The 26,094-nt window shown below is 68.0% G+C and carries 20 protein-coding genes; 17 read left to right on the plus strand and 3 right to left on the minus strand.

Annotated features, from left to right (window positions below; all coding sequences use genetic code 11):
• Positions 1-75 precede the first annotated feature (75 nt).
• From ACQPW1_RS12525 to proB, 9 genes are all read left to right on the plus strand, one after another.
• The gene (locus ACQPW1_RS12525) at positions 76-2,754 is read left to right on the plus strand and encodes a valine--tRNA ligase (RefSeq protein ID WP_433662886.1); all 2,679 of its coding nucleotides are present in this window, start codon (positions 76-78) and stop codon (positions 2,752-2,754) included.
• Positions 2,751-4,220, plus strand: coding sequence for a bifunctional tetrahydrofolate synthase/dihydrofolate synthase (gene folC, locus ACQPW1_RS12530; RefSeq protein ID WP_433662887.1), 1,470 nt, complete (start codon positions 2,751-2,753; stop codon positions 4,218-4,220). Before ACQPW1_RS12525 ends, folC begins: the two co-directional genes overlap by 4 nt.
• A complete protein-coding gene (locus ACQPW1_RS12535) occupies positions 4,217-4,633 on the plus strand; it encodes a DUF4233 domain-containing protein (RefSeq protein ID WP_433662888.1) in 417 nt (138 codons plus the stop codon). The genes folC and ACQPW1_RS12535 overlap by 4 nt, the downstream gene beginning before the upstream one ends.
• Before the next feature lie 73 nt (positions 4,634-4,706).
• A complete protein-coding gene (ndk, locus tag ACQPW1_RS12540) occupies positions 4,707-5,123 on the plus strand; it encodes a nucleoside-diphosphate kinase (RefSeq protein ID WP_433662889.1) in 417 nt (138 codons plus the stop codon).
• Positions 5,124-5,629: 506 nt separating this feature from the next.
• On the plus strand, positions 5,630-8,740 hold the full coding sequence (locus tag ACQPW1_RS12545) for a translation initiation factor IF-2 N-terminal domain-containing protein (protein WP_433662890.1): 3,111 nt from the start codon (positions 5,630-5,632) through the stop codon (positions 8,738-8,740).
• A 341-nt stretch (positions 8,741-9,081) separates the two neighbouring features.
• A complete protein-coding gene (gene rplU / locus ACQPW1_RS12550) occupies positions 9,082-9,393 on the plus strand; it encodes a 50S ribosomal protein L21 (RefSeq protein ID WP_040732804.1) in 312 nt (103 codons plus the stop codon).
• 22 nt (positions 9,394-9,415) lie between these two features.
• A complete protein-coding gene (gene rpmA / locus ACQPW1_RS12555) occupies positions 9,416-9,682 on the plus strand; it encodes a 50S ribosomal protein L27 (RefSeq protein WP_040732806.1) in 267 nt (88 codons plus the stop codon).
• Positions 9,683-9,836: 154 nt separating this feature from the next.
• Positions 9,837-11,291, plus strand: coding sequence for a GTPase ObgE (gene obgE / locus ACQPW1_RS12560; RefSeq protein ID WP_433662891.1), 1,455 nt, complete (start codon positions 9,837-9,839; stop codon positions 11,289-11,291).
• Positions 11,292-11,347: 56 nt separating this feature from the next.
• A complete protein-coding gene (gene proB, locus ACQPW1_RS12565) occupies positions 11,348-12,484 on the plus strand; it encodes a glutamate 5-kinase (protein WP_433662892.1) in 1,137 nt (378 codons plus the stop codon).
• A 153-nt stretch (positions 12,485-12,637) separates the two neighbouring features.
• On the opposite strand, the gene ACQPW1_RS12570 is transcribed toward proB, so the two are convergent.
• From ACQPW1_RS12570 to ACQPW1_RS12580, 3 genes are all read right to left on the minus strand, one after another.
• Positions 12,638-13,750 carry a hypothetical protein gene (locus ACQPW1_RS12570; RefSeq protein WP_433662893.1) on the minus strand — a complete coding sequence of 371 codons (1,113 nt, stop codon included), beginning with the start codon at positions 13,748-13,750 and terminating at the stop codon, positions 12,638-12,640.
• The gene (locus tag ACQPW1_RS12575) at positions 13,747-14,121 is read right to left on the minus strand and encodes a hypothetical protein (protein ID WP_433662894.1); all 375 of its coding nucleotides are present in this window, start codon (positions 14,119-14,121) and stop codon (positions 13,747-13,749) included. Before ACQPW1_RS12575 ends, ACQPW1_RS12570 begins: the two co-directional genes overlap by 4 nt.
• Before the next feature lie 92 nt (positions 14,122-14,213).
• Positions 14,214-14,945 carry an ESX secretion-associated protein EspG gene (locus ACQPW1_RS12580; RefSeq protein WP_433662895.1) on the minus strand — a complete coding sequence of 244 codons (732 nt, stop codon included), beginning with the start codon at positions 14,943-14,945 and terminating at the stop codon, positions 14,214-14,216.
• Between the two features lie 185 nt (positions 14,946-15,130).
• Here ACQPW1_RS12580 and ACQPW1_RS12585 point away from each other — a divergent pair, with 185 nt between their 5' ends.
• The 8 genes from ACQPW1_RS12585 to ACQPW1_RS12620 are packed head-to-tail and all read left to right on the plus strand — an operon-like array spanning position 15,131 to position 26,090.
• Entirely contained in the window at positions 15,131-17,827 is a 2,697-nt protein-coding gene (locus ACQPW1_RS12585) for a phosphoenolpyruvate synthase (protein ID WP_433662896.1), read from the plus strand.
• On the plus strand, positions 17,817-21,311 hold the full coding sequence (locus ACQPW1_RS12590; protein WP_433662897.1) for an AMP-binding protein: 3,495 nt from the start codon (positions 17,817-17,819) through the stop codon (positions 21,309-21,311). The genes ACQPW1_RS12585 and ACQPW1_RS12590 overlap by 11 nt, the downstream gene beginning before the upstream one ends.
• Positions 21,308-21,577, plus strand: a complete 270-nt coding sequence (locus ACQPW1_RS12595; protein WP_433662898.1) for an acyl carrier protein — start codon at positions 21,308-21,310, stop codon at positions 21,575-21,577. Before ACQPW1_RS12590 ends, ACQPW1_RS12595 begins: the two co-directional genes overlap by 4 nt.
• Complete coding sequence (locus ACQPW1_RS12600) at positions 21,574-22,665, plus strand: SDR family oxidoreductase (protein ID WP_433662899.1); 1,092 nt, start codon at positions 21,574-21,576, stop codon at positions 22,663-22,665. Before ACQPW1_RS12595 ends, ACQPW1_RS12600 begins: the two co-directional genes overlap by 4 nt.
• Positions 22,662-23,582: a nucleoside-diphosphate kinase gene (locus tag ACQPW1_RS12605; RefSeq protein ID WP_433662900.1), complete on the plus strand. Its 921-nt coding sequence runs from the start codon at positions 22,662-22,664 to the stop codon at positions 23,580-23,582. The genes ACQPW1_RS12600 and ACQPW1_RS12605 overlap by 4 nt, the downstream gene beginning before the upstream one ends.
• Entirely contained in the window at positions 23,579-24,571 is a 993-nt protein-coding gene (locus ACQPW1_RS12610; RefSeq protein ID WP_433662901.1) for a ScbA/BarX family gamma-butyrolactone biosynthesis protein, read from the plus strand. Before ACQPW1_RS12605 ends, ACQPW1_RS12610 begins: the two co-directional genes overlap by 4 nt.
• Positions 24,571-25,179, plus strand: coding sequence for a nitroreductase family protein (locus ACQPW1_RS12615; protein ID WP_433662902.1), 609 nt, complete (start codon positions 24,571-24,573; stop codon positions 25,177-25,179). Before ACQPW1_RS12610 ends, ACQPW1_RS12615 begins: the two co-directional genes overlap by 1 nt.
• Positions 25,170-26,090: a hypothetical protein gene (locus ACQPW1_RS12620; RefSeq protein WP_433662903.1), complete on the plus strand. Its 921-nt coding sequence runs from the start codon at positions 25,170-25,172 to the stop codon at positions 26,088-26,090. The genes ACQPW1_RS12615 and ACQPW1_RS12620 overlap by 10 nt, the downstream gene beginning before the upstream one ends.
• Positions 26,091-26,094 lie beyond the last annotated feature (4 nt).

Raw genomic sequence — 26,094 nt, forward strand, 5'->3', positions numbered from 1 at the left:
GGGTGTTCGACCCGACGGCCCGGTGTCGGTCGCACCCTGCGGAAATCGATTGAGCCCGACCACTAGAATCGTCGGGTGACCAGCGCAGCCCCTGACAATCCACGTAATCGTGCCGATGCCCTCCCCAAGAGCTGGACCCCCGGCGAGGTAGAGGCCTCGATGTACGAGCGCTGGGTAGCCGCTGGCTATTTCGAGGCAGACGCCACCAGCGACAAGCCGCCCTACTCGATCGTCCTGCCGCCGCCGAACGTCACCGGCAACCTGCACATCGGCCACGCCCTCGACCACACCCTGATGGACACCCTCACTCGCCGCAAGCGGATGCAGGGTTATGAGGTGCTGTGGCTGCCCGGCATGGACCACGCGGGCATCGCCACCCAGACGATGGTGGAGAAACGACTCGCCGTCGATGGCAAGACCAAGGAAGACTTCGGCCGCGAGCTGTTCATCGACAAGGTCTGGGACTGGAAGCGCGACTCCGGTGGCGCCATCCAGTGGCAGATGCGCGCGCTCGGCGACGGCGTCGCCTGGAGCCGTGACCGATTCACCATGGACGACGGCCTGTCCCAGGCTGTGCAGACGATCTTCAAGCGGCTCTACGACGCCGGACTGATCTACCGCGCCGAGCGACTGGTCAACTGGTCGCCCGCGCTGCGCACCGCCATCTCGGATATCGAGGTCAAGTACGAGGACGTCGACGGCGAGCTCGTCTCGCTGCGCTACGGCTCGCTCGACGACAGTGAACCGCACGTCATCGTGGCCACCACCCGCGTCGAAACGATGCTCGGCGACACCGCCGTGGCAGTGCACCCGGACGACCCGCGCTACCGGGCGCTGATCGGCACCACCCTCGAACACCCCATCACCGGGCGGCAGATCCCGATCATCGCCGACGACTACGTGGACCCCGAATTCGGTTCCGGCGCAGTGAAGATCACCCCCGCGCACGACCCGAACGACTTCGAGATGGGCCTGCGGCACAACCTGCCGATGCCCAACATCATGGACGAGCGCGGTCGAATCATCGACACCGGAACCGAATTCGACGGCATGGACCGGTTCGAGGCGCGCGTCGCGGTGCGCGAGCGGCTGGCCGCCGAGGGCCGCGTGGTCGCCGAGAAGCGTCCGTACCTGCACAGCGTCGGGCACTCCGAGCGCAGCGGCGAGCCGATCGAACCGCGCCTGTCCATGCAGTGGTGGGTCAAGGTCGAGTCGCTGGCCAAGGCTGCCGGTGACGCGGTCCGCAACGGCGACACCGTGATTCACCCGGCCAGCTCGGAGCCGCGCTGGTTCGACTGGGTCGACAACATGCACGACTGGTGTATCTCCCGCCAGCTCTGGTGGGGTCATCGCATCCCGATCTGGTACGGCCCCGAAGGCGACGTGATCTGCGTCGGCCCCGACGAGACCGCGCCCGAGGGCTACGTGCAGGACCCGGACGTGCTCGACACCTGGTTCTCCTCGGGCCTGTGGCCGTTCTCCACCATGGGCTGGCCCGACGCCTCGCCCGAACTCGAGAAGTTCTATCCGACAAGCGTTCTCGTCACCGGCTACGACATCCTGTTCTTCTGGGTGGCGCGGATGATGATGTTCGGCACCTTCGTCGCCGACGACCCGGTGCTCACCGCGGGCAAGGGTGGCCGGCGCCAGGTCCCGTTCAAAGACGTGTTCCTGCACGGTCTGGTGCGTGACCAGTTCGGCAAGAAGATGTCGAAGTCGCGTGGCAACGGCATCGACCCGCTGGTCTGGATCAACGAATACGGCGCCGACACACTGCGATTCACGCTGGCTCGGGCCGCGCAACCCGGCGGTGACCTCTCGGTCGGCGAACCACACGCGCTCGCCTCGCGCAGCTTCGTGACAAAGCTGTTCAATGCCACCAAGTTCGCGCTGATGAACGGCGCGCAGCCAGGCGAACTGCCGGACCGCGCGCAGCTCACCGATGCCGACCGCTGGATCCTGGATCGGTTCGAAGAGGTGCGCGCCGAAGTGGATTCGGCGTTCGACAGCTACGAGTTCGGCAAGGCGTGCGAGGCGCTGTACCACTTCGCCTGGGACGAATTGTGTGACTGGTACCTGGAATTGACCAAGGTGCAGTTCGCCGCGGAAGGCCCGCGCGCGGAGTCCACCCGGGTGGTGCTCGGCAATGTGCTCGACGCGGTGCTGCGCCTGCTGCACCCGGTCATCCCGTTCGTCACCGAATCGCTGTGGCAGGCGCTCACCGAGGGCGGGTCCGTGGTGATCGCCGCGTGGCCGCAGGCCACCGGGGTGCCGACGGATCAGGTGTCGGCACAGCGGATTTCGGATACCCAGCGGTTGATCACCGAGATCCGCCGGTTCCGTGGCGATCAGGGCCTGGCCGACAAGCAGAAGGTGGCGGCCAAGCTGATCGGGCTGGATACCGCGGGCCTGACCGAACTGCACGACTCGGTCGCGAACCTGGCCCGGCTCACCGAGCCCGGCGACGAGTTCGCGGCGACCGCGACCGTGGAGGTCCGGCTGAGCGGTGCCACCGTCACCGTCGAGCTGGACACCTCCGGCGCCGTCGACCTGGACGCCGAGCGCCGCCGTCTGGAGAAGGATCTGGCCGCCGCCGAGAAGGAATTGGCGGGCACCACAGCCAAACTCGGCAACGAGGCCTTCCTCGCCAAGGCACCGGAGCCGGTGGTCGCGAAGATCAAGGACCGGCAGGATGTCGCCGCCGCCGAGGTGGCGCGCATCGGTGCCCGACTCGCAGAACTGAGCGGCAAATGAATCACGAACCCGAACCGCAGTACGGCGACGACCTCCGCCACCCGGCCGCGGGACCGCGGCTGAGTTCCGGGCCGTCACCGGTCGAGCTGGCCGAAATGGCGCTGGTGGAGGCCGAACTCGACACCCGCTGGCCGGAAACCAAGATCGAGCCGTCGCTCACCCGCATCGCCACCCTGATGGATCTGCTCGGCTCGCCGCAGCAGAGCTACCCGGCGATCCACGTCGCGGGCACCAACGGCAAGACCTCGGTGACCCGGATGATCGACGCGCTGCTCACCGCGCTGCACCGGCGCACCGGCCGGATCACCAGCCCGCACCTGCAGCTGGCCACCGAGCGGATCAGCATCGACAACGCGCCGATCACGCCCGCCAGGTATGTGGAGACCTACCGCGAGATCCAGCCGTTCATCGAGATGATCGACGCGCAGTCGGCCGAGGCCGGCGGCCCGGCGATGAGCAAGTTCGAGGTGCTCACCGGCATGGCCTTCGCCGCCTTCGCCGAGGCGCCGGTCGACGTGGCGATCGTAGAGACCGGCATGGGCGGCACCTGGGACGCCACCAATGTGATCGACGGGCAGGTCGCGGTGATCACCCCGATCGGCCTGGACCACACCGACTACCTCGGCACCGATCTCACCGCCATCGCGGGAGAGAAGGCCGGGATCATCAAACGCGCACCGGAGAGCCTGGTTCCGCGTGACACCGTCGCGGTCATCGCCGAGCAGGACCCCGAGGCGATGGACGTGCTGCTGCGCCGGGCAGTCGAAATGGACGCGGCCGTGGCTCGCGAAGGCGGCGAGTTCCGAGTGCTGGCCCGCCAGATCGCGATCGGCGGCCAGCAGCTCGAACTGCAGGGCCTCGGCGGGGTGTACGACGAGATCTTCCTGCCGCTGCACGGCGAGCACCAGGCCCGCAACGCGGTGCTCGCGCTCGCGGCGGTCGAGGCGTTCTTCGGCGCGGGCGCCGACCGGCAGCTCGACATCGAGGCCATCCGTGCGGGTTTCGCGAGCGTGACCAGCCCGGGCCGGCTCGAACGGATGCGTAGCGCGCCGACCATCTTCATCGACGCCGCGCACAACCCGGCGGGCGCGCAGGCGCTGGCCTCGACACTGACCGCGGAGTTCGACTTCCGCAAGCTGGTCGGCGTGGTCTCCGTACTCGCCGACAAGGACGCCGACGGCATCCTCACCGCGCTGGAGCCGGTGCTCGACGAAATCGTCGTCACCGGAAACGGTTCGCCGCGCGCGATGGACGTCGACGTGCTCGCCGATCTCGCGGTGCAGCGCTTCGGCGACGAGCGGGTGATCACCGCGCCGACCCTGCCGGACGCGCTGGAGACCGCCATCGCCATCGCCGAGGAGATCGGTGAGGCGGGGGAGATGGTGTCCGGCGCCGGCGTCGTGGTGACCGGATCCGTGGTCACGGCGGGCGCGACGCGCGCGCTGTTCGGAAAGGACCCCGCATGAGTGAGCCCGCCGCCCAGCCGGATTCGGTACCGCCGCCCGCGACCGACCCGTGGAAGGGCTTCCGCGGGGTCATGGCGGGCACGCTGATCCTCGAGGCGATCGTGGTGCTGCTCGCGCTGCCGGTCGTCGGCTCGGTCGGCGGCGGGGTGACCTGGGCGTCGGGCACCTACCTGGTGGTGCTCGCCGTGGTGATGTTCCTCGGTGCGGGCGTGCAGCGCAGGTCGTGGGCGATGCCGTTCAATCTGGGCCTGCAGGTGTTCGTGCTGCTGGGCACCTTTATCCACCTGTCCATTGGGGTTATCGGCATCGTCTTCGCGGTGGTCTGGGGCTTCATTCTGGTGCTGCGCGCGGACGTGCGCGCGCGGATGGAGAAGGGCTTGCTGCCGAGTCAGCGAGCCCAGCGCTCCGTCTGAATCCGGGGCCGCTCGGGCATCGATCGAACCGCGAGTTCGGTACCCACCGGGGGTGCCGGTTAGAGTGTGCGCCGTGACTGAGCAGACGTTGGTACTCATCAAGCCGGACGGTGTGGCCCGTGGCCTCGTCGGCGAGGTGCTGGTGCGAATCGAGCGCAAGGGCCTGAAGATCGCGGCCCTCGAGCTGAAGCATGTGTCCGAGGAGCTGGCCAAGGGCCACTACGCCGAGCACGCCGAAAAGCCGTTCTTCGGCTCCCTGATCGAATTCATCACCTCCGGCCCCGTTGTCGCGGCCATTTTGGAGGGGCCGCGCGCCATCGCGGCATTCCGGCAACTCGCCGGCGGCACCGACCCGGTCGAAAAGGCCGTACCGGGCAGCATTCGCGGAGACTTCGGCCTGGAGACCCAGGAGAACTTGGTACACGGGTCCGATTCGCCCGAATCGGCCAAGCGGGAGATTGCTCTTTGGTTCCCCGAGTTTCCGGCCTGAAAATAGTTTGCGAGTTGAACACAGTCGTGAGTGAGCGCAGCGAGCGAACCAAAAACACAGCGCCCAGCGGTGCGCGGCTAACCGAGCTTTAGCGAGGTTAGTCGTGCGCCGCGGTGAGCCCGCGGCGCACGGTATGGGATACTGACATCGGCTGCTTTTGATGCCGACTGTTCGCGCAGGTACGTGGACTATCGGGGCCATCGCAGCCGGATGACACACCGCGGTTCGATGCCGATCATCGCTGCCACGGACAAAAGGCCCGGTCGCTGGGCCTGCTGTTCGCGTCGGCACGCTGGATGAGCGCTCACAATCGTGGAGTTCAGCCAACAGCCAGGCGCCGCGTGACCAGTTAGCCCAAACCGACGAACAACATGGTGATAACCGGACATGCGGGGCGAGACCACATGACCTTGCGCTGAACAGCGTGAGGCGAACGGATAGTGCCCCCGCGTCGGCCGCTTCACTCCTTACCGGGAGGGACGCGCCCGGGGGTCCGAGGAGACTTCGTGGCCGAAAAAGAGCCATTGGAAACAACACCACAGGATGCCGAACAATTGCCGGAGCGAATCCGAGTTCACGCACTCGCCAAGCTGCTGGGGGTAACGAGCAAGCGCATCCTGGCCAAGCTCACCGAGTTGGGGTCCGACGCGCGCAGCGCGCAATCGAACGTCGATCGAGCGATCGCGGAGTCTGTCCGCGACGCGCTCGGTCCGCCGGAGGGCGACGCCCCAGCGCCGCAAGCCGCAGCCGAGCCGGTCGTCGAGACGCCACCGGCAGCGCCGGTCCAGGCCGACCCGGACCCGGAGCCCGCGCCTAGTCGCGGTCACGGCGGGCTGGTCTTCTCCGCGCCCGAGCCGCTGATCGGCAACTCCGGCGCCGAGAACCCGAACGAAGTGGCGCACCAGCCCTCGGTGCAGTTGTTCACCCACCCGGTCCGGGAAGAGCCGCACGTCGCCGCCCCGGTGGTCTTCGAGTCGGCCGCCGTCGTGCAGGCACCGCTGTTCCTGCCGCCGGATGCCGCGGCCGCCGAGCAGACGCGCCGCAAGCGCCGCACCGAGCGTGTCGTTCAGCGCGAAGAGCCGGTGGTCGAGGAGCCGCAGCCCGAGGAAGAGCCCGAGACGGTCGAGGACGACCAGGAGTCGACCGACCAGCAGGGCGACGTGGACGGTCAGCCGCGTCGCAGGCGTCGTGGCCGCCGTGGCCGTGGCCGCGGTCGTGGCGAGCAGCAGAACGACGCCGACGATGAGAACGACTCGGACGACAACGAGGACGAGCAGAGCGGCAACACCGCCGCCGAAGACAACAGCAACACGGACGTCAGCGACTCGTCCGACGACAACGCCGACTCCGATGACGACGAGAACGAGCCCGAGGGCGCGAGCCGTCGCCGTCGCCGTCGTCGCCGTCGCAAGGTGGCCGGCGATCCCGCCGAGGCCGAGGCAGCAGCCACGACCGAGGACGACCCGCCGAACACCGTCGTGCACGAGCGCGAGCCGCGGAACAAGAGCCGCAGCCGCGCCGTCGCCGCCGTCGACGAGGTGCAGGGCATCACCGGTTCCACCCGGCTCGAGGCCAAGCGGCAGCGCAGGCGCGACGGCCGCGAGGCCGGTCGGCGTCGCCCGCCGATCCTGACCGAGTCGGAGTTCCTGGCCCGGCGCGAAGCGGTGGACCGGGTGATGGTGGTGCGCGAGAAGGCGTTCCCGGATCACCCGACCGCCACCCAGGTCGCCGTGCTCGAGGACAACATCCTGGTCGAGCACTTCGTCACCAGCACCGGTTCCGCGTCGATGGTCGGCAACGTCTACCTCGGCAAGGTGCAGAACGTGCTGCCCAGCATGGAGGCGGCGTTCGTCGACATCGGCCGCGGCCGCAACGGCGTGCTCTACGCCGGCGAGGTGAACTGGGAGGCCGCCGGTCTCGGCGGCAAGGAGCGCAAGATCGAGCAGGCGCTCAAGCCCGGTGAGCTGGTGCTGGTTCAGGTCTCGAAGGATCCGGTCGGGCACAAGGGCGCCCGGCTGACCACGCAGATCAGCCTGGCCGGCCGCTTCCTGGTGTACGTGCCCGGCGGCACCTCCACCGGCATCAGCCGCAAGCTGCCCGACACCGAACGCAAGCGGCTCAAGGAAATCCTGCGCGACATCGTCCCCAACGACGCCGGTGTGATCATTCGCACCGCGTCCGAGGGTGTCGCCGAGGACGAGCTGGCCCGCGACGTGGAACGGCTGCAGGCGACCTGGCGCACCATCGAGAAGGCCGCCGAAGGCAAGAACGACGGCCAGCCCAAGACGCTGTACGAAGAGCCCGACCTGCTGGTCAAGGTCATCCGCGACCTGTTCAACGAGGACTTCTCCCGGCTCGTCATCGAGGGTGACCGGGCCTGGAGCACGGTCGAGAAGTACATCGGCACCGTCGCGCCGGAAATGCTCGCCCGGGTCTCCCGGCACGACAACAACAACGGCGTCGACGTGTTCGAGGCCTACCGGATCGACGAACAGCTCGCCAAGGCGCTCGATCGCAAGGTGTGGCTGCCTTCCGGCGGCACCCTGGTGATCGACCGCACCGAGGCGATGACGGTGGTCGACGTGAACACCGGCAAGTTCACCGGTTCCGGCGGCAGCAACCTGGAAGAGACGGTCACCCGCAACAACCTGGAGGCGGCCGAGGAGATCGTGCGCCAGATGCGGTTGCGCGATATCGGCGGCATGATCGTCGTCGACTTCATCGACATGGTGCTCGAGTCGAACCGGGACCTGGTGCTGCGCAGGCTCACCGAGGCACTCGGCCGGGACCGCACCCGTCATCAGGTGTCCGAGGTGACCTCGCTCGGCCTGGTGCAGATGACCCGTAAGAAGCTGGGCACCGGCCTGGTCGAGGCGTTCTCGACCACCTGTGAGCACTGCCATGGGCGCGGCATCCTGGTGCACGCCTACCCGGTCGAGCCGTCTTCCGGCGACGACGGGGGCGCACGTGGCGCGGCTCGGGAAACCGGATCGCGTCGCCGCCGTGGCCGCGACAAGGGTGCGGCGCCTGCCGCGCCGGTCGTCGCGACCAACGGGACCGCGCCGGTGGAGTCCGAGGAGGACATCGCCGTCAAGCGGGCGCACCCGGTTGCGTTGGCGATGGCCGCGCATCACGGTGATGCGGACGAGGACGAGTCGGGTATCGACACGGACGAGTCGGTGGCAGGTCCGGACGAGTCGATCGCGGCGGCGAGCGCGGCGGTGGCGGTCGAGCCGCTCGAGACCGAGGTCGTCGAGGCCGAGGCCGAGACTGCCGCGGACGAGGACATCGAACCAGTCGAGGCAGTCGAGACCGCACCGGTCGCCGAGACACCGGCCGCTCCTGCGGAATCGGTGACACCGCCCGCCGCGGATCGTGCGGTAACCAACGGTGCGCCAGAACCGGCACCGCGTACCGGACGGCGTCGTCGAGTCGCTCGTTCGGCCGCAGCTCCCGCCGCGGACAGCAGTGGCGCGGTGTTCGTGCTGCCGACCGCTGAGCAGGCGCCCGCGCCCGCCGTCGACTTCACCGCCGAGGCACCGGTCGAGGTGCCGCAGCGCAGGCCGCGGCGTCGTGCCGTGGGCCGTCCCGCGGGCCCGCCGCCTGCGGAGTCGTAGCAGCTGCTCTGACAGCTTCGATACGGCCGGTCATGCCTTCGGGTGCGACCGGCCGTCTCGTCGGGTGGCGGCCACGCACGGGCCGTCTACGACCGTGCTCGCGGCGCTCGCCGGAGCGCGGGAAACACACCGAAACCCCACGGACAAAGGGTTGCTCGCAGGCTGCCGACGGGCGGATTGTGTCGCTGAAGGGGTGCTCTGGTAACCTAAGTCGGTCGCTGCCTGGCGATGGGCGTTATACCACGCCCCGCGCAGCAAGCCAGCCAAGAACATCTCGCGTCTCGCACTTGTGACGCGAGAAGAAACATGACTGTACTTATTCGAGTGGAGGAAGCCGACCGATGGCAACGTACGCGATCGTCAAGACCGGCGGAAAGCAGTACAAGGTCGCGGTCGGTGACCTGGTGAAGGTCGAGAAGATCGAGGGTAAGCCGGGTACTTCCGTCGCCCTGGATCCGGTTCTCGTCGTTGACGGGGCCGACCTGACCACCGACGCCGCAAAGCTGGCCAAGGTCTCCGTGGCCGCAGAGGTCGTCGAGCAGACAAAAGGCCCGAAGATCCGCATCCACAAGTTCAAGAACAAGACCGGCTACCACAAGCGTCAGGGTCACCGTCAGCCGCTGACGGTCATCAAGGTCACCGGCATCAAGTAAGACATCCCGAGGAGATTCAGCTATGGCACACAAGAAGGGTGCGTCCAGCTCCCGGAACGGTCGCGATTCCAACGCCCAGCGCCTCGGCGTCAAGCGCTTCGGCGGCCAGAAGGTCAACGCAGGCGAGATCCTGGTGCGTCAGCGCGGAACCCACTTCCACCCCGGCGTGAACGTCGGTCGTGGCGGTGACGACACCCTGTTCGCCCTCGCGGCGGGCGCGGTCGAGTTCGGCACCAAGCGCGGACGCAAGACCGTCAACATCGTCGTCCCGGAGCCGGTCGAGGCCTAGGCCTTACCTCTCCAGACAACAGCCGAGCGGGTCAGGGTCGCCACCCTGGCCCGTTTTCGCGTTTTCAGAACACAGAGCGCGTTTTCCGAAAGACCTACGCGTTTCACCCACGCACCACTGCGATCGACCAGTCCTGAAGGAGGATGATTCGGAAATGTCCAAGTTCATCGACCGTGTCGTACTGCACGTGCGTGCCGGCAAAGGCGGACACGGCTGTGCTTCGGTACTCCGCGAGAAGTTCATGCCGCTCGGCGGCCCCAATGGCGGTAACGGCGGCAACGGCGGGGACGTGATCCTCGAAGTCGACCCCAACGTGCACACCCTGTTGGACTTCCACTTCCACCCGCACGCCAAGGCGGGCAACGGCAAGCCCGGCGAAGGCAGCAACCGCGACGGCAAGCAGGGCATCGACCTGCTGCTCAAGGTGCCCGACGGCACCATGGTGCTCGACAAAGACGGCAAAGTCCTGATGGACCTCGTCGGCGCGGGCAACCAGTTCATCGCCGCCCGTGGCGGTCGCGGTGGACTCGGCAATGCCGCACTCGCCTCGAAGGCGCGCAAGGCCCCCGGCTTCGCGCTGCTCGGCGAGGACGGCGAAGAGATCGAGGTGGTCCTCGAACTGAAGTCCGTCGCCGATGTCGGCCTCGTCGGCTTCCCATCCGCGGGCAAGTCCTCGCTGGTGTCGGTGCTGTCGGCGGCCAAGCCGAAGATCGCGGACTACCCGTTCACCACCCTGGTGCCCAACCTCGGTGTGGTCCTCAGTGGTGACACCACCTTCACCGTCGCCGACGTGCCCGGCCTGATCCCCGGTGCCAGCGAGGGTCGCGGCCTCGGCCTCGACTTCCTGCGGCACCTGGAACGCTGCGCGGTACTCGCGCACGTCGTCGACTGCGCCACCCTCGAGCCGGGCCGGGACCCGGTCTCCGACGTGGACGCGCTGGAAGCCGAGCTCGCGGCCTACCGACCGGCGCTGAGCGCCGACGCCGACCTGGGCGACCTGGCCGATCGGCCGCGCGTGGTGATCCTGAACAAGATCGACGTGCCGGATGCCGCCGAGCTGGCCGAAATGGTCACCGCGGAATTCACCGCACGCGGCTGGCCGGTCTTCGAGATCTCCGCGGTCAGCCGAGAAGGCTTGCGGCCCTTGACCTTCGCGCTCGCCGATCTGGTGCTGAAGTACCGCGAGGCGCATCCGAAGGCGGCGCCCGCGCGTCCGGTGATCCGGCCGATCGCGGTCAACCAGACCGGTTTCAGCGTGATCGCCGACCCGCAGGAGCCGGGCGGCTTCATCGTGCGTGGCTCGCAGCCCGAGCGCTGGGTCGTGCAGACGCAGTTCGACAACGACGAGGCCGTCGGCTACCTCGCCGACCGGCTTGCCCGCCTCGGCGTCGAGGACGAGCTGGTCAAGCAGGGTGCTGAGCCGGGCGCCCCGGTGACCATCGGCAACGTGACCTTCGAATGGGAGCCGCAGATCTCGGCGGGCATCGACATGGTGCCCACCGGCCGTGGCACCGATATCCGGCTGGAGCAGGACGATCGGATCAGCGCCGCTGAGCGCAAGCACGCGTCGCGGGTGCGCCGCGGGCTCGTTAAGGACGACGAAGAGTAGCCGACGGTGGGTTCGGTGTCGGCGAGTTCTATTGCTGCGCAGGGAGTTCGATTGCGATGACAGTGAGTTCGGATGCTACCGAGGCTGATTCGGAACTGAGCGAGGCCCGACTGGCGATCGCGTCGGCGCGCCGGGTCGTGGTGAAGATCGGTTCGTCGGCGCTGACCAGCCTGAAGGGTGGGCTCGACACCGCACGCCTCGATCGGCTCGCCGATGCGGTCGAGGCGCGGATGCGCGCGGGATCCGATGTGGTGGTGGTGTCTTCGGGCGCCATCGGCGCGGGGATCGCACCGCTCGGACTGAGCACCCGCCCGCGTGACCTGGCCACCAAGCAGGCCGCCGCGAGCGTCGGTCAGCTGGCGCTGGCCCACGCCTGGGGCACCTCGTTCGCGCGGTACGGCCGCACGGTCGGCCAAGTCCTGTTGAGCGCCGACGATTTCGCCCGCCGCGAGCACCACCGCAACGCGCAGCGCACACTCGATCGGCTGCGTTCGCTCGGCGCGATCGCCGTGGTGAACGAAAACGATACTGTCGCAACGGAAGAGATCCGCTTCGGCGACAACGACCGCCTCGCCGCATTGGTCGCCCACCTGGTCGGCGCCGACGCCCTGGTCCTGCTCTCCGACGTCGAGGGTCTGTACGACGGCGACCCACGCAAGGGCGCCGCGAACTTCATCCCCGAGGTCCGTAACAGCATCGACCTCGACGGCGTAATCGCAGGCAGCGGTGGCGCACTCGGTACCGGCGGCATGGCGTCCAAGCTGTCCGCCGCCCGCCTCGCCGCCGACGCAGGCGTCCCCGTACTACTAGCCGCGGCCACCGCCGCCGACGAAGCACTGACCACCGGCAAGGTCGGCACCGCATTCGCCGCCCGCCCAATCCGCTTGTCCGCCCGTAAGTTCTGGGTCCGCCACGCAGCCGACAGCCGAGGCGCACTACTGATCGATGACGGCGCAGCACGCGCTGTAGCCGACCGCCGCTCCCTCCTGGCCGCAGGCATAACCGCCCTACGCGGCCGCTTCTACGGCGGCGACGTAGTAGACCTGGTCGCCCCCGACAACCACATCGTCGCCCGCGGCGTAGTCGCCTACGACAGCACCGAACTCATCGGCATGCTCGGCCACTCCACCGCCGAACTCCCAGACACCATGCAGCGCCCAGTAATCCACGCCGACGACCTGGTCAAGGTCTAGCCACCTGCCGCAGGTATCTGCGGCCAAAGTGGTGCGGCCAACCGTTCGGCGTGCGCAGGTTTAGCGAAAGCGGCCGTGGCACAGACGTGTGCGACTATGAGCTGCTGCTCGTGGCCAATGCGGTGCGCGCCAACGGGTTCGACGTGCAAGCGGTTACTTCTGGGAGGGTACGACTCCGGGTTGGTTGGTGGTCGACTGCGGTTGCTGCTGTTCGTTTTCCGGGGGGATCGGGCCGGTGACGCCTGGCTGGCCGCCTGGATCCGGAAGGGGGGCAGGCGGTTGCGCCGGGGCGGGCGGCGGCGGTTGTGGTGCCGGGGGCGGCGGTGGGGGTGCCTGCTCGGTCGACGGCGGCGGTGGGGGCGGCGCCTGCTGGGTTGGCGGGGGCTGCGGGGCCTGTTGCGTCGACGGTGGCGCTTGCTGAGTCGGCGGTGCGTCCGGGGTCGGCGGTGCGGGCGGTGGCGCCTGGTGGGTCGACGGTGGCGGTGCCTGCTGGGTAGTCGGTGGCGGTGTCGGCTGCGGGTCGGGCGCCGGGCGTGGCGGCGTCGTAGTGCTCGGCGGCGCTTGGGATTCCGGGACCGACGGGGTGGGCGCGGGTGCTGGCGGGTGGCCGTTCGGCTGGGCTGGCGGACGTCCATCCGGCTGGCTCTGCGGCGGGGTGTACTCCGGCTCGCTCGGCGGCACCGGCCGACGCTGCTGTGGCGCGGCGGGGGCCGGTTTGACCTCGGCCGACAACTCAGGCGGCGAAGGCAGCGCCGGAACGGCTTTGCCCGCCATGCCATAAGCCGGTTTGTAGACCATGTTCATCGCGAGCACGGCCTCTTGCCGCAGCGCCTCCTCAGCCATCTTCGCGTCGATGACGTGCGCGGCTTCGAGCAGTCGCGCGATCGCGCCGATCGGCCCGGACGCGCCGGGCGGTGCCACCGCGATCTTGACTGCCTCGGCCGCCGCGGCAACGCCGCCCAACCTGGCGCCGACCTGGCCCATGACCGCGGCGAGCTCATCGGCCGAGGCCGCGAAGCTGTGGATGCTGGCGTATGCCGCGTCGGCCGTGGCGCCCTTCCACTCCATCGAGTTCATGACTCGGTCCACGCTGCCGCGGGTGAGCGGGAAGGAGGTGCTGAGCGTGCCCGCCACCTCCAGCCAGGCGACCGACGCGCGCAGTACCTCGGCGGCGTCGATCTGCTGGGCCTTCGCGTAGATCTCTTCGTGCCGCATCGACTCGAAGTGCTCCATCGAGCTGATGTAGTCGGGATCGGTGCCGGTCATCGCGGGAGCCTCGATGCGACGGCGCGCACGGCGGCGGCATTGGCGGCATCGGCTTCTTCGAGTAACCCGCCGCTGATCAAGAACGCTTCTTTCATCCGGTAGGCGGCCTCGATGTAGTGATCTAGCAACGTAGCGGCATCCCGTGCTTTGTGATTGAACCCGGCCTGTAACTGCTGCGCCGACACGAATCCGCCGAATCCGCCCAGCTCCGAGGCGGTTTCGAGGCGCTGCTGCAGATGGATCAGGCGTTCGGCCTGCTGGTCGTACATCTCGGCGCAACGCCGCGCCGCGGCCGGGTCGAATTGGACGGTGCCTGCCTGGGCCGCCTGCTTGAACCGGACGATATCGGCTCGGCTGGTCTCGATCGTCATCGCACACCCCTGAGATGGTCGGTCAGCCTCAGACTAACCCGTGGCCGGATCCACCGGCAGCAGTGGTTATCGGTCGGCATCGGCGAACGAGTTCACGGCAGGATGCGTTTCTGCAGTTGCGCACCGATCTGTTCGGCCGAGGCGGGCGTGATGTGGACTTCCTTGCCCGCCCTGATCAGGTAGCGCCCGTCCCCCTTGACGTCGAACCAGGTGTAGTGGATCGGCGGTGCCGGCGTGGGCCGGTCCAGCGCGGGCTCGATCCGGATATGACCTTCCGCGCTGTGCGGTTTCAGCAGCAGCTTGCGGATGCGCGGCGCGATCGGCTGCTGCGCGACCACCGTCTCCTCGTCGCGGACGGCGTCCGTCGGCGCCACCCGGGCCGGTTCGCGGCCGGGCGGGGCGTCGGGCAGCAGTCCGGCGATCCGGACGCCCAGCTTGCCGCTGTGCCCGATCGAGAGGCGAACGCGGCCGCCGAAATCCGGGGTCGTGCCGGGCTCCTGCACGGCGAGCACGGCTCGGTCGAAGATCGCCGCGGCGAGCAGCCGGATCTCGCTACCCGGCGTGTGGGTGCCGCCGATCGCGACGATCCTGGTGTGCGGCGCCGCGAGAATGCGCAGGCAGGCACTCAGGTCGGGGTCGGCGCCGAGCGGCAGCCGTTCGTTCAGCGTCGCGCGCAGCCGGTCGGCCTCGTCCTCGGTGCGCGCCGTCTCCAGGATCCGCAGCGGGTACGGATGCCGATCTTGGTCGGTTTCGCGCCAGAGGTGGGCGAACTCGTCCGGAGTGAAGGTCCAACTCACCGCCCGAATCACATCCTCACCGAACACACCGAAACTGCTTCGTAGCTTAACGGTCGTCGCGCGCGGGGGCGGTCGCCGCACCGAGCACCTAGGATTGTGGGCTAACACTGCGGTGAATTCTCGGATATATCCATACAACCCCTTACGTTTGCTCGGCTCGCCTGCCGGAGCGCTGTGCTGCGGCACGATGATCAGGGGGATGGGAGCATGCCGTGCAGGTGCTTGGACCGTGGACCGATATCGCGACGATCGCCGCTGTCGGCGGCGGTAAAGCGCGCGGGCTGCACCGCCTGCGGCAGTGCGGATTTCGGGCCCCGGACTGGACCGTTCTCGGCACCGATGTCTTCGCGCGGTTCACCGCCGAGACCGATCTCCTGCGGATGGTGACCGAGGTCACACAGCTGGATGACCTGGATGCGACAATCGTGGCCGGTGCCGCGTTGCGTACCGAGATCGCCGCGACGCCGCTGCCGACCGAGATCCGCGAGCTGATTGCCGACGCCTACGCGCGACTCGGCGGCCCGATCGCGGTGCGCTCGTCGGTGGTCGCCGAGGACGGGCCGGAGCATTCCTACGCGGGCCAGTTCGATTCCTTCCTGAACGTCAACGGCGTCGACGCGGTGCTCGACCGGGTGCGCGACTGCTGGGCGTCGGCGTTCTCGGAACGATCGCTGCGTTATGCGTTCGCCAACAAGCAGCCCAGGGCGGGCGCGGTGGCGGTTGTGCTGCAACGTTTGATCGCGGCGCGGGCCAGCGGCGTGATGTTCACGGCGAATCCGATCAGCGGGGCGCGCGACGAACTGGTCATCAGCGCGGTCTACGGGCTCGGTGAGGGCCTGGTATCGGGTGCGGTGGACGCCGACTCGGTGGTGGTCGACAAGTCCTCCGGTGCGGTGCTGGAAACGGTGCTGGGGAACAAGGACCGTTCGTACGTGGTCGAGGGAGATCAGGGTTACGCGATCAGCGAGATCGACCCGTCGCGCCGCGAACTGCCCGCACTGACCGACGCCGAGATCGCCGAGGTCGCCGAACTGGGCCGCAAGGTGGAGGCCGAGTTCGATGCCCCGCAGGACGTGGAATGGGCGATCGACGAAGACGGACTCTGGTTCCTGCAATCGCGCCCGATCACCACCACCCTCAGTGCTCGCCCGGGCGCGATCATCCGCGGCGCGGGCGAGGTGGTGCCCGACGGCGAACAGCGAATCTGGGACAACTCCAACATCATCGAGAGCTTCAACGGCCTCACGTCCCCGCTGACCTACACCACCGCCGCCGACATCTACGGCCGCGTGTACCACGGCTACGCGAAATCCCTCCGGGTCCCCGACACGCAGCTGCGGCAGACCGAACAGTGGACTCCGGTGCTGCTCGGCTACTTTCACGGTCGCGTCTACTACAACCTGCTGCACTGGTATCGCATGGTGGGCATCGCACCGGGATATCCGCTGAACCGCAAGGTGCTCGAGGCCGCGCTCGGCGTGGACGAGCCGCTGGCCGACGACATCGCGAAAACGTTGCGGCCGTTCACGTTCGGTAACCCGTTGAGCCGCCTGCGGTCGCGCTCGGTCACCACACTGACCTATCTGCGACGACTGTTCGGCATCGACGACATCGTCGGACAGTTCATGACCGACTTCTACCGCGTCTACGACGAATACGACGCCATCGACTACACCGCGCTTTCCGGCCCCGAAGCCTATGCGGCATACCGGAAAGTGGACCGCGACCTGGTCGAACGCTGGGGCCCGCTGATGGTCCTCGACGCGATCCTGCTGACCTGTACCGGCCTGATGTTCCTGCTGACCAAGCTGCTGCTGCCGAAGGCCCCGGAGTGGTTCCTCTACGCGGTGGTCGGCCCCGGCGCCGACGTCGAATCCGCCGAACCCGCCCGCGCGATGAAGGCGCTCGCCGACGCCGCCCGCGCCGACCCCGAACTGACCGCCCTGGTGCATTCCACCGCGCCGGAAGAGATCTACCCGACCCTGGCGGACCGGCCGGACTTCCGTGACAAGGTCGACGACTACATCAACCGCTACGGCTATCGAAGCCTCGACGAACTCAAACTGGAAACACCGGACCTACGCGAAGATCCGGCAAGCCTGTTCATCATGCTGCGCAGCGCCCTGCCCGACGCGCCGCTCGGCCACCGCGACGAGGCCGAGGAATACCTCGACGCCCACCTGCACGGCGTCTGTCGCCGAATCTATGAACGGTTGCGCGGCAAGGTTTCTCGCTGCGCCGCGCACCGCGAGCGGCTCCGGTTCTGTCGGACCAGGGCCTTCGGCATGGTCAAGCGAATGATCCGAGTGATGGGCCGCGACCTGGCCGAGCGCGGCGTGATCGACGAGTTCTCCGACGTGTTCTACCTGACCAATCAAGAACTGCGCGGCTGCTACGACGACGCCGACACCACGGACCTACGCGACCTCGTCGGCGCACGAAAGGCGCAGCGCGCCAAGGACGCCGGGCTGGTCGCTCCGGCCAGGTTCGTCACCACCGGACCCGCGTTCGGCCGGGCCGAGCTGGCGGGCCAGGGCTGGGTGCCGCTCACTGACACCCCGGCGGCCGCGGCCGGGACCGTGCTCACGGGCACGCCGTCGGCCTCCGGGATCGTCGAGGGCACCGCGGTCGTCGTCGACGAGCCACGCGACGTGGCAGGTGGCATTCTGGTGGCATATCGGACCGATCCCGGCTGGGTGGCCGCACTGCCCTCGGCGTCGGCGCTGGTCATCGAGCGCGGTAGCCCGCTCACCCATGTCGCGATCGTGGCACGGGAACTCGGGGTGCCGACGGTGGTCCAGGTCAAAGACGTAACCAAAAAGGTACGGACCAGTATGCGGATTCGGGTCGATGGCACAAACGGAACCGTTACTGTGCTGGCCGAAGGAGATGTCCGCGATGGATCATGACAAAGACGTTGCGGCCGTACGTGATTGGCTAGCCGACCCGGCCGGGCGGGCCGGGATCCACTTGGCCGACGAGGCCGACGGCTGGGACTTTCGAAGCTATGCCGAACTGGCCGAACAGACCTGGTCGATCGCCGCGCTCATGCGGCAGCACGGGATGGGCAGCGGCGACGGCGCCTGCGTGATCATGCCGACCGGATTCCCCTGTGTCGCGGCGTTCTACGCGGTCTGGGCGTGCGGCGGGGTGTTCACGCCGGTCGCGCCGCCGATGTTCGGCGACCTCGACCAGATCATCGCCCACATCGCCGCGATCCTGGTGCAGGCGAGGCCCCGGCTGGTGGTGACCTCGACGGAATTCGAGCAGTTCGTGCGGCAGGCGGCGACGGCGGCCGGACGCACCGACGAACCGCTGGTGATCGACGCATCGACGCTGCGCCCGTGCCCGCCCGAAGAACGCGTGTTCGGCGCGCCCGACGAGTGCGCGCTGCTGCAGTTCACCTCCGGCTCCACCGCCGCCCCGCGCGGGGTGCGGGTGAGCTGGCACAACCTGGCCAACAACATCGCGATGATCTCCGCGCTGGTCGAGTGGCGGCACGGCGAGGCGATGGTGTCGTGGCTCCCGCTGTATCACGACATGGGTCTGGTCGGCGCGTTCCTGACCACCGTCACCAATCAGGGCGATCTGTACCTGATGCGCCCGGACCAGTTCGTCCGCGAGCCCGTGCGCTGGTTGCGGGCGATGGCGCACGCGCAGCATTCCCCGTCGCCGTCGTTCGCGCTCGGCTATGTGGCACATCGGGTTTCGCCCGAGGAGATCGCCGACCTCGACCTGTCCGGTTGGCGCACGCTCGCCGTCGGTTCCGAGCCGGTCGAGGTGGCCGACCTCCAATCGTTCGCGAACCTCACCGGCCCCCTTGGCTTTTCGATGAACGCCTACACGCTGGCCTACGGGTTGGCGGAGTCGACGCTGATGGTGACGTCCTCGGCGCGACACCGCCCGATCACCGCCCTGCGCATCGACACCCCAACGTTGCGCTTCGGTGAACCCGTCACCATCCTCGAGCGGGAACTGCTCGACGACACGCACCGCGTCGACGGCGCGGGCTGGATCACCGGGCTCGGTTACTCGACAACCGAATCCACTGTGACGGTGGTCGATGAGGAAGGCCACGAGCTGCCCGACGGCACGCTCGGCGAGATGGTGGTCGTCGGTGACTCGGTGGCGCTGGGGTACTCCGACGATTCCGATAACGCGTCGACCAGGATCGTCGGCGGCGCGCTCTACTCCGGCGACGCCGGATTCCTGCATCGCGGTGAGGTGTTCGTGCTCGGCCGGATGGGGTCGAGTCTGAAGGTGCGCGGGCGCTCGGTGTTCATGGAGGACATCGAATCCCGCGTCGCGCAGGAAACCGGTGTCACCAAAGGCAAACTCGCTGCCGTCGCGATCACTGAGCCAGGCGAGCAAGGTATCGCGTTGTTCGCCGAGTCCAAGCCCGGCGAGTGGATTTCCGAGGCGCGCAAGATCATTCGTGGCGAGTTGGGGCCTGCACAGACGGTCACCATTGTCACCGGTCCGCGCGGAATCATCCGCCGCACGTCGAGCGGCAAACCGCGTCGGCGGTACATGTGGGAGCAGTTCCGTAGCGGGGCTCTGGCGGACGCGGTTGTGCACGAGGCGGACGGTCCCACCGACGACGGCCGGAATCGAGTGGAGACCGGGGCAGGGCGCGACGACGTGCCCGAGCCGACGCTGGCCGCCGAACGGGTCAACCAGCTGCTCGACAGTGCGCTGGAAAGTGTTGCAGTTCCCGCGAATTCGACCGTGCTGTTCGAGGGCTCACTGGCCGAGGGCTTCGGGAACGAGGGGTCCGACGTGGACTTCCTGGTCCTCGCACCCGGCGACGAAGAGTTGCCCACGCTGCCGACAGTGCTGTTCATCGACGGCCGCCGGGTCGAGGTGCGTACCCGCTCCGAGTCCCAGATGCGGCGACAGCTCGAACAGGTGGCGAAGGCCGCGACCGTGACCGAGCTCGACGAGGACCTGCTCAACAGGTGCCAGCGGTTCCTGCGAGCGACCGTGGTCCGATCCGGCAGCCCGGATATCGACGAACTGCGCACGCTGCTGCCGTATTCCACGTTCACGACACTGATCGCGGACTGGTGGACTGCCCGCGCCCAGCAGGCCCTGCGGTACGCCATCGCCTTGCGCACCCTGAAGGCGCGCGACGAGGCAATCGACTGGGCACGCGACGGCTTGCTGCAAGCCATCAAGGGCTGGGCCGCGCGGCGCGGTGAAAGCTACCTGGAGACCAAATGGCTTCCACAGCAACTGGATCGGATCGGTAGTGACGAACTCATCGACCGCTACCTCGATCTCAGCGATTCAGGTGCGTGGGCGGGTGACGATCCGAAGCGGACGTACGGCGACGCCCTGCCAAGCGTGCTCGGCGATGCGAAGGCGCGGGCGCTGTCCGAGCGGGCGACCTGGGCGCAGGTTCTGGAGCTCGCCACCGACCTCGGTGTCGCAGGCGTCGAAGACGATGCCGACCAGCTTCTGTTCGCGCGGGTACCCGGCGTCACCACCTGGGCCATCGGCCAGCGCGTACACGTCATCCGCGGTGACAGCGACGTTTTCGTACTCTCGGACAGCGGTACCCGTGCCTGGCGTTCGGTGGTGTTCCGACACTCGCTGGCCGCCGTGCTGGCCCGCGCGCAACACGACAACACCGTCGAACTGGCCGAGTTCCTTCGGCTCGGCTTCGTCGGATTGCAGTGGCGCCGTGGTGATCTCCTGAAACCTGCCCTCGCCATGTGCAAACCAGTGCGGCCGTACACACCCGTGCCGTCCGCGCTGGCACCCGCCCTCGGCGTGACCGGCGCCGCGCGCGACGACTCGATCGCGACCCTCTCACCGCTGCCCGCCCGCCGCTTCACCGAGTGCGCGATGAGCCTGGTGTGGTCGAACATCGTCCTGGAGAACGCACGTGAGGATCTGGCGGGTGCGGTCAAGAACGGTCAGGGCGCGGTCGCCGACATCGCAGCACATCGGATGATCGCGATGGCCGTGCGGGTCGTGTTGTCCGCCTTCGGCATTCACCCGCTGCCCGCCGACGTCGCCCCGTCGACGACCCTGCAACGTCTCCTCCCACCACACGCTCAGCAGCGTGACGACCTGCTGGCGCGGCTGGAATCGGCTCGGCAGGTGCGATTCTCGGAACTCGTCGAAACGGGCGACACCGGCACCGGCATCTCGGTCATCGACGACTTCGTCACGCTGGTGCGCTCGGTCGCCGCAGACCCGGAAACCGCGAACTTCCCGGCCTCGTTCGACTCCCGCGAACAGTGGCGGCGCACCCTGGCCATCGGCTACGACTGGCTCCGCATCGCAGGCTATCTCGACACCGACCTACCGCTCGACGAAGCCCGCGACCTACTGACCTCCGGCGGCCAACAGCCGCACCTACGCGACGACACGGTGCGGTCATGACCGCCATGGCTGACGCGGCGGTGGCGGAGCGGGTACGCAAGCTGGTGCACGCCATGGCACCCGACCCGCAGGCATCGACCGGCGACAGCCAACGGCTGATCGAGGACCTGGGTTTCGACTCGCTGCGGTTGATGGAACTGACCGTCGTGCTGGAGCGGTCGTTCGGCCTGCCACGCTACAAACCGGAGCAACTCGTCGGCGTGCGCCGGGTTGGTGACGTCATCAGCCTGGTCGCGGCCACATTGGCTGCGGGAGACCAATCATGAGCGCGCGTGACACCGTATTGGTCACCGGCGCAACGGGACTGGTCGGCGCGGAAGTGGTGGCCCGGCTGGCCGCCGCGAGCCGCCCGGTCGCCGCTGTGCTGCACAGCAATTCGTCCATCGTCCGCAACGACGGCACTGTCCTCGGCGCGGGCAGCCCGGTCGCCGGTGACATCCGCAGTCCCGGATTCGGCCTGTCCCAGCGTGATTCCGCCGACCTGTCCGAACGTGTCGGCATGATCGTGCACTGCGCCGCCACCACCGCGTTCGACGCCGGACCGGCGGACTACCACGAGCTCAACGTGCAGGGCACCGCCAATGCGATCGCACTGGCGCAATCCTGGGATATCCCGCTCGTGTACGTCAGCACGACCTACGTGTGTGGACGGCGCGGCGGCACCATCGCCGAGGACGAACTCGATGCGGGCCAAACCTTCGGAAACGGCTACGAGGAGAGCAAGTTCCGCGCCGAACAGCTCGTGCAGGCGGCCGGGGAGCAAGGCATGCGCTGGGCGATTGTCCGACCCGGCATCGTGACCGGCGCGAGCGGCACGGGCGTGATCCGCGAGTACAAGAATCTCTACACCGTCGTCAAACTCATGGTCGAAGGCAAACTGCGCTCACTGCCCGGCCGGTACGACGCGACGCTCTCGCTGGCTCCGGTCGACCACGTCGCCGATGTGATCGCCGCCGCCGTACTGGATTTCGACTCGGCCACCCACCGCACCTTCCACGCCCTCGGCCGAGACACGTTGTCGCTGCGCGAGGTATCCGACGTGCTCGCCGAATACCCGTCGTTCGAGGTCGCGACCTTCGTGCCCGCCGCGACCTTCCGCGAGGACGATCTCGGCGCCATCGAGCGCGAGTACTACCGGCGCATCGGCTCGCTCTACACCAGCTACTTCGACCGGCGGCTGGCCTTCGACACCGCGAATGCCGAAGTGCTGCTCGGTAAACCATCACCGTCGACCGGCAAGGAGTATCTGCGGGTGCTGCTGGACTACTGCCTGGAATCCGGGTATCTCGGCGTGCCGTTGCCGTCGATCGAAGAAGTGCTGGCAGGCAACGACTCCGGCGGAGCCGACCGGTGACCGCGCCGCTGCGTGAGCTGCTCGCCGCGCTGACGCCGCAGCAGGAGAAGGTGGCGGCCTACGTCGACGACACCTACCTGCAGGAGACCGTCGACCAACTCGACCGCCTCGGCGTCGACGCCGCGAAGTTCGCCAGAGAGCACTCCATGCTGCTGCTCAAACCGGACGCCATCGTCGCTAGGTCCGTCGAGCCAACGTTGAAATGGCTGTCAGACAACGACTTCCGGGTCGTATCCGCCTTCCGAGTCGCGGTCGACCGGCACTTCGCCCGCGCACTGTGGTACTTCGCCTGGAACATCGCCTCACCCGAACGCAGGCGCCTGGCCGATCTGCTGGTCGGCATTTCGGACGTGCTGGTGCTCGTCGTCCGCGGCGAGGACACGGAACTCCCTGTCCCCGTGCGCCTTACCGAGGCCAAGGGCGCTACCGACCCACGCAAACGCAAGCCCGGCGAGTTGCGCCATCTGCTCGGCCGGCACAGCTATCTGCTGAATCTGGTGCATTCGCCCGACGATCCCGCCGATGTACTGCGGGAGCTCGCCATCTACCTGGACGAGCACCGCAGGGCGACAGTGATAGCGGAGGTGGGCGAGGGTGTCGACCGCTCGTCGGAAGCCCTCACGATCGCGAACGACCTGTACGCACAGGCACCCGCTCGCAGTTTCGACCGTGCTGCCGCTGTCGAGCGGATCCTGGGCGATCTCGCGACGGCCGGTGCCCCGGTCGCGCCCGAATTCGACGCACAGTCGGACGCGGAATGCGCGCGACTGCTGTATTCCGCGTGGACCGACGGCCGGAAACTCGATCCGTGGTCGGTGATCGTGCTCGGGTCCTATGTACTCCCGATGCGGGTCGGCACGCAGCCGCAAACGCTGCGACCGGTGTCCGCGAAAGACTGGCTGGAGGAACGACCGTGACGGCGAACGTGGAAACGGTGAAGACAGCGACCCATCTACGCACGATCTCGCGCGAGCTGGCGCACCGGTGCGCGGTGTCCGAGGTGTTCGTCACCTCACTGGACACGGTGGCCGAGGACGAGTTCGTGGTCGGCGCCCAGTTACCGAGGATGCACGCCTATTACAGCGACCACATCGGATCACTCGGCCTGCGCCACGATCCGCTGCTGGTGATGGAGGCCGCCAGGCAGGCCGCGATCGCGCTCAGCCACGAGTTCTACGGCGTCCCTTCCGATATGGCGTTCATCGTGCGCACCTTCAACGGCACCGGCGCGGACACCCCGGCCTGGGAAGTCGGCACGGCCCCCGCCGATCTCGTGATGCGGGCGCGGGTGCCGCGGCGGCACGTGCGCGGCGAGACGGTGCAGGGCCTGGACATGGTGCTCGAAATCGATTGCGGCGACGAGTCGATGATGACCGTCGACGGTTCGTTCTCCTGGATGACGCCGCGGCAATGGACGGGGCTCCGCGGCGCGTTCCGGAAAAGCCTCGGCCTCGGGGCGTTTCTGGGTGCTTCGGCGCTCGACGACCGCGCGGTCTCGGCCGACGTCGGACGCGAGAACTGGCGCAATGTCGTGATCGCCGCGCCGCAGGTATCCGGGACTACTGCCCGCGCCACGCTGGTCCCCGATCTCGGCCATCCGTTTCTGTTCGACCACCAACTCGACCACGTTCCCGGCAGCCTGTTGATCGAGGCGTGCAGGCAGACCGCGTTGGCCATGGTGCTGCACCGGGCACCCCGATTGGAATGCGTCGGAAGCGCTTTCGAACGGTTCGTGGAGCTGGACCGCCCCGCCGAGTGCGTCGCGGAGATCACCGGGCAGCAGGCCGACCGGACGGTCATCCACTGCGAAATCCGGCAGTGCGACGCGCTCGCGGCCGCGGTCGATCTCGAATTCGCCGACGACGAACTGGCTTTCGATGCCGAGGAAGCGGAGGTCGATCGCTGATGGGCACCGAACTGCTGACCACCACGCGATCGTTTCGCCGCCGCCTCGATCTCACACGGCCGGTCGAGCGACGAGATCTGCTGGAGTGCCTGGATATCGCGGTGCAGGCGCCGAGCGGCAGCAATCGGCAGCCGTGGCGATTCCTCGTCGTGCAGGACGAGGAGACCAAGCGGCGAATCGCGGAGTACTACCGAAAGGGCTTCGCCGCCAACCTGTCCGGGCGCACGCCGCGACCCGATCAGCTCGGCGATCTCGCGTCCGGCCGATATCTCGCGGAGCATCTGCACGAGGTGCCCGCGCTCGTGCTCGTCTGCTCGCTCGGCCGTCCGCCGGAGTCCGCGTCGCCGCTGCGGCTGGCCAGTTTCTACGGGTCGATCTATCCCGCGGTGTGGAACTTCATGCTCGCCTTGCGCGAACGTGGACTCGGGTCGTGCCTGACGACGGCGCACTTGGCCCACGAGCGGGAGGTCGCGGACCTGTTGGGTATCCCGTTCGAGGAAGTGGCCCAGGTGGCCATGGTCCCGGTCGCGCGGCTGTTGCCCGGCAGTGATGGGCCGGGGCGGCGTGCTCCGGCCGCCGAGGTGACCATGTGGGATAGGTGGGAGTGATCAATCCGCTGGTGTCCGCCGCGCGTATCGCCCGGTTCACCGCGGTGATGTACAAGCCGCACTACCTGCTGTACGGCGTGCTGTGGGTGCTCGCATTGGAGGGCACGGCTTCCCTTGTGACGCAGCCCGATTCGGCTTGGCGGCCGACCGGTGCCACCGTGGTCCGGATCGTGGTCGTCGCGTTCGTGCTGCTGTATCTGCGGATGGTCGATGAGCAGAAGGATCTCGAATACGACCGTGTCCATAACCCGGACCGTCCGTTGGTGACGGGCGCGGTGAGTGCTGTCGAACTGCGGGTAGCGATGGGGCTCATCGCGATCGGTGCCATCGCGGCCAGTCTCGCGCTGTCCGTCGGTTCGGCCGTAATGATCGCCGTCGCAATGGCTTACGGGCTGGTTCTGTGGGGTCTGGAGCGGTTGTTCGCCACCGTGCGCACCAACATCCTGGTCAACCTGGTCGTCACCTATCCGGTGCAACTACTCGTCACCGGCTACATCGTGGTCTCGGCGATCGACACCGGAGAGGTGCGCGCACACTGGCAGGCCGCGGCGGTCGCCGGTGTCTTCGCCGGTGCGTTCCTCCAATTCGAGTTCGCCAGAAAGACCTCGCGCGAACATCGTCCGGACGAGCTGCTGTATTCGAATGCCCTGGGCGCCAGGGGAAGTGTCGCGGCGTCGCTGCTATGCGCGGTCGCGGCGGTGCTGTGCGATCTCGCTCTCGTCCGGCCATGGGATTACTCCTCGCCGTCGTCGCTCATCGCTTGGCTCCCCATTTCGCTGCTGCTGATTCCAGCCTTCGGCGCACTGAAGTTCCTCCGTGGGAACCGCGCGGACTATCCCGCCCTGCCCGCCGTCGTCTTCATCCTCGCGCTCTACCTCGCCCTGATCGGCCAGGCCCTGACCTTGCCGTAGCCGA

It is taken from the genome of Nocardia sp. CA-128927, from assembly GCF_050955855.1.
Lineage (GTDB): Bacteria > Actinomycetota > Actinomycetes > Mycobacteriales > Mycobacteriaceae > Nocardia.

What these genes read in the sequence shown, in the direction of transcription:
- ACQPW1_RS12590 (WP_433662897.1), top strand. Translation starts at nt 17,817, where the DNA reads ATGGATCATGACAAAGACGTTGCGGCCGTACGTGATTGGCTAGCCGAC.
- ACQPW1_RS12535 (WP_433662888.1), top strand. Translation starts at nt 4,217, where the DNA reads ATGAGTGAGCCCGCCGCCCAGCCGGATTCGGTACCGCCGCCCGCGACC.
- ACQPW1_RS12595 (WP_433662898.1), top strand. Translation starts at nt 21,308, where the DNA reads ATGACCGCCATGGCTGACGCGGCGGTGGCGGAGCGGGTACGCAAGCTG.
- ACQPW1_RS12575 (WP_433662894.1), bottom strand. Translation starts at nt 14,121, where the DNA reads ATGACGATCGAGACCAGCCGAGCCGATATCGTCCGGTTCAAGCAGGCG.
- ACQPW1_RS12570 (WP_433662893.1), bottom strand. Translation starts at nt 13,750, where the DNA reads ATGACCGGCACCGATCCCGACTACATCAGCTCGATGGAGCACTTCGAG.
- folC (WP_433662887.1), top strand. Translation starts at nt 2,751, where the DNA reads ATGAATCACGAACCCGAACCGCAGTACGGCGACGACCTCCGCCACCCG.
- rplU (WP_040732804.1), top strand. Translation starts at nt 9,082, where the DNA reads ATGGCAACGTACGCGATCGTCAAGACCGGCGGAAAGCAGTACAAGGTC.
- proB (WP_433662892.1), top strand. Translation starts at nt 11,348, where the DNA reads ATGACAGTGAGTTCGGATGCTACCGAGGCTGATTCGGAACTGAGCGAG.
- ACQPW1_RS12600 (WP_433662899.1), top strand. Translation starts at nt 21,574, where the DNA reads ATGAGCGCGCGTGACACCGTATTGGTCACCGGCGCAACGGGACTGGTC.
- rpmA (WP_040732806.1), top strand. Translation starts at nt 9,416, where the DNA reads ATGGCACACAAGAAGGGTGCGTCCAGCTCCCGGAACGGTCGCGATTCC.
- ACQPW1_RS12615 (WP_433662902.1), top strand. Translation starts at nt 24,571, where the DNA reads ATGGGCACCGAACTGCTGACCACCACGCGATCGTTTCGCCGCCGCCTC.
- obgE (WP_433662891.1), top strand. Translation starts at nt 9,837, where the DNA reads ATGTCCAAGTTCATCGACCGTGTCGTACTGCACGTGCGTGCCGGCAAA.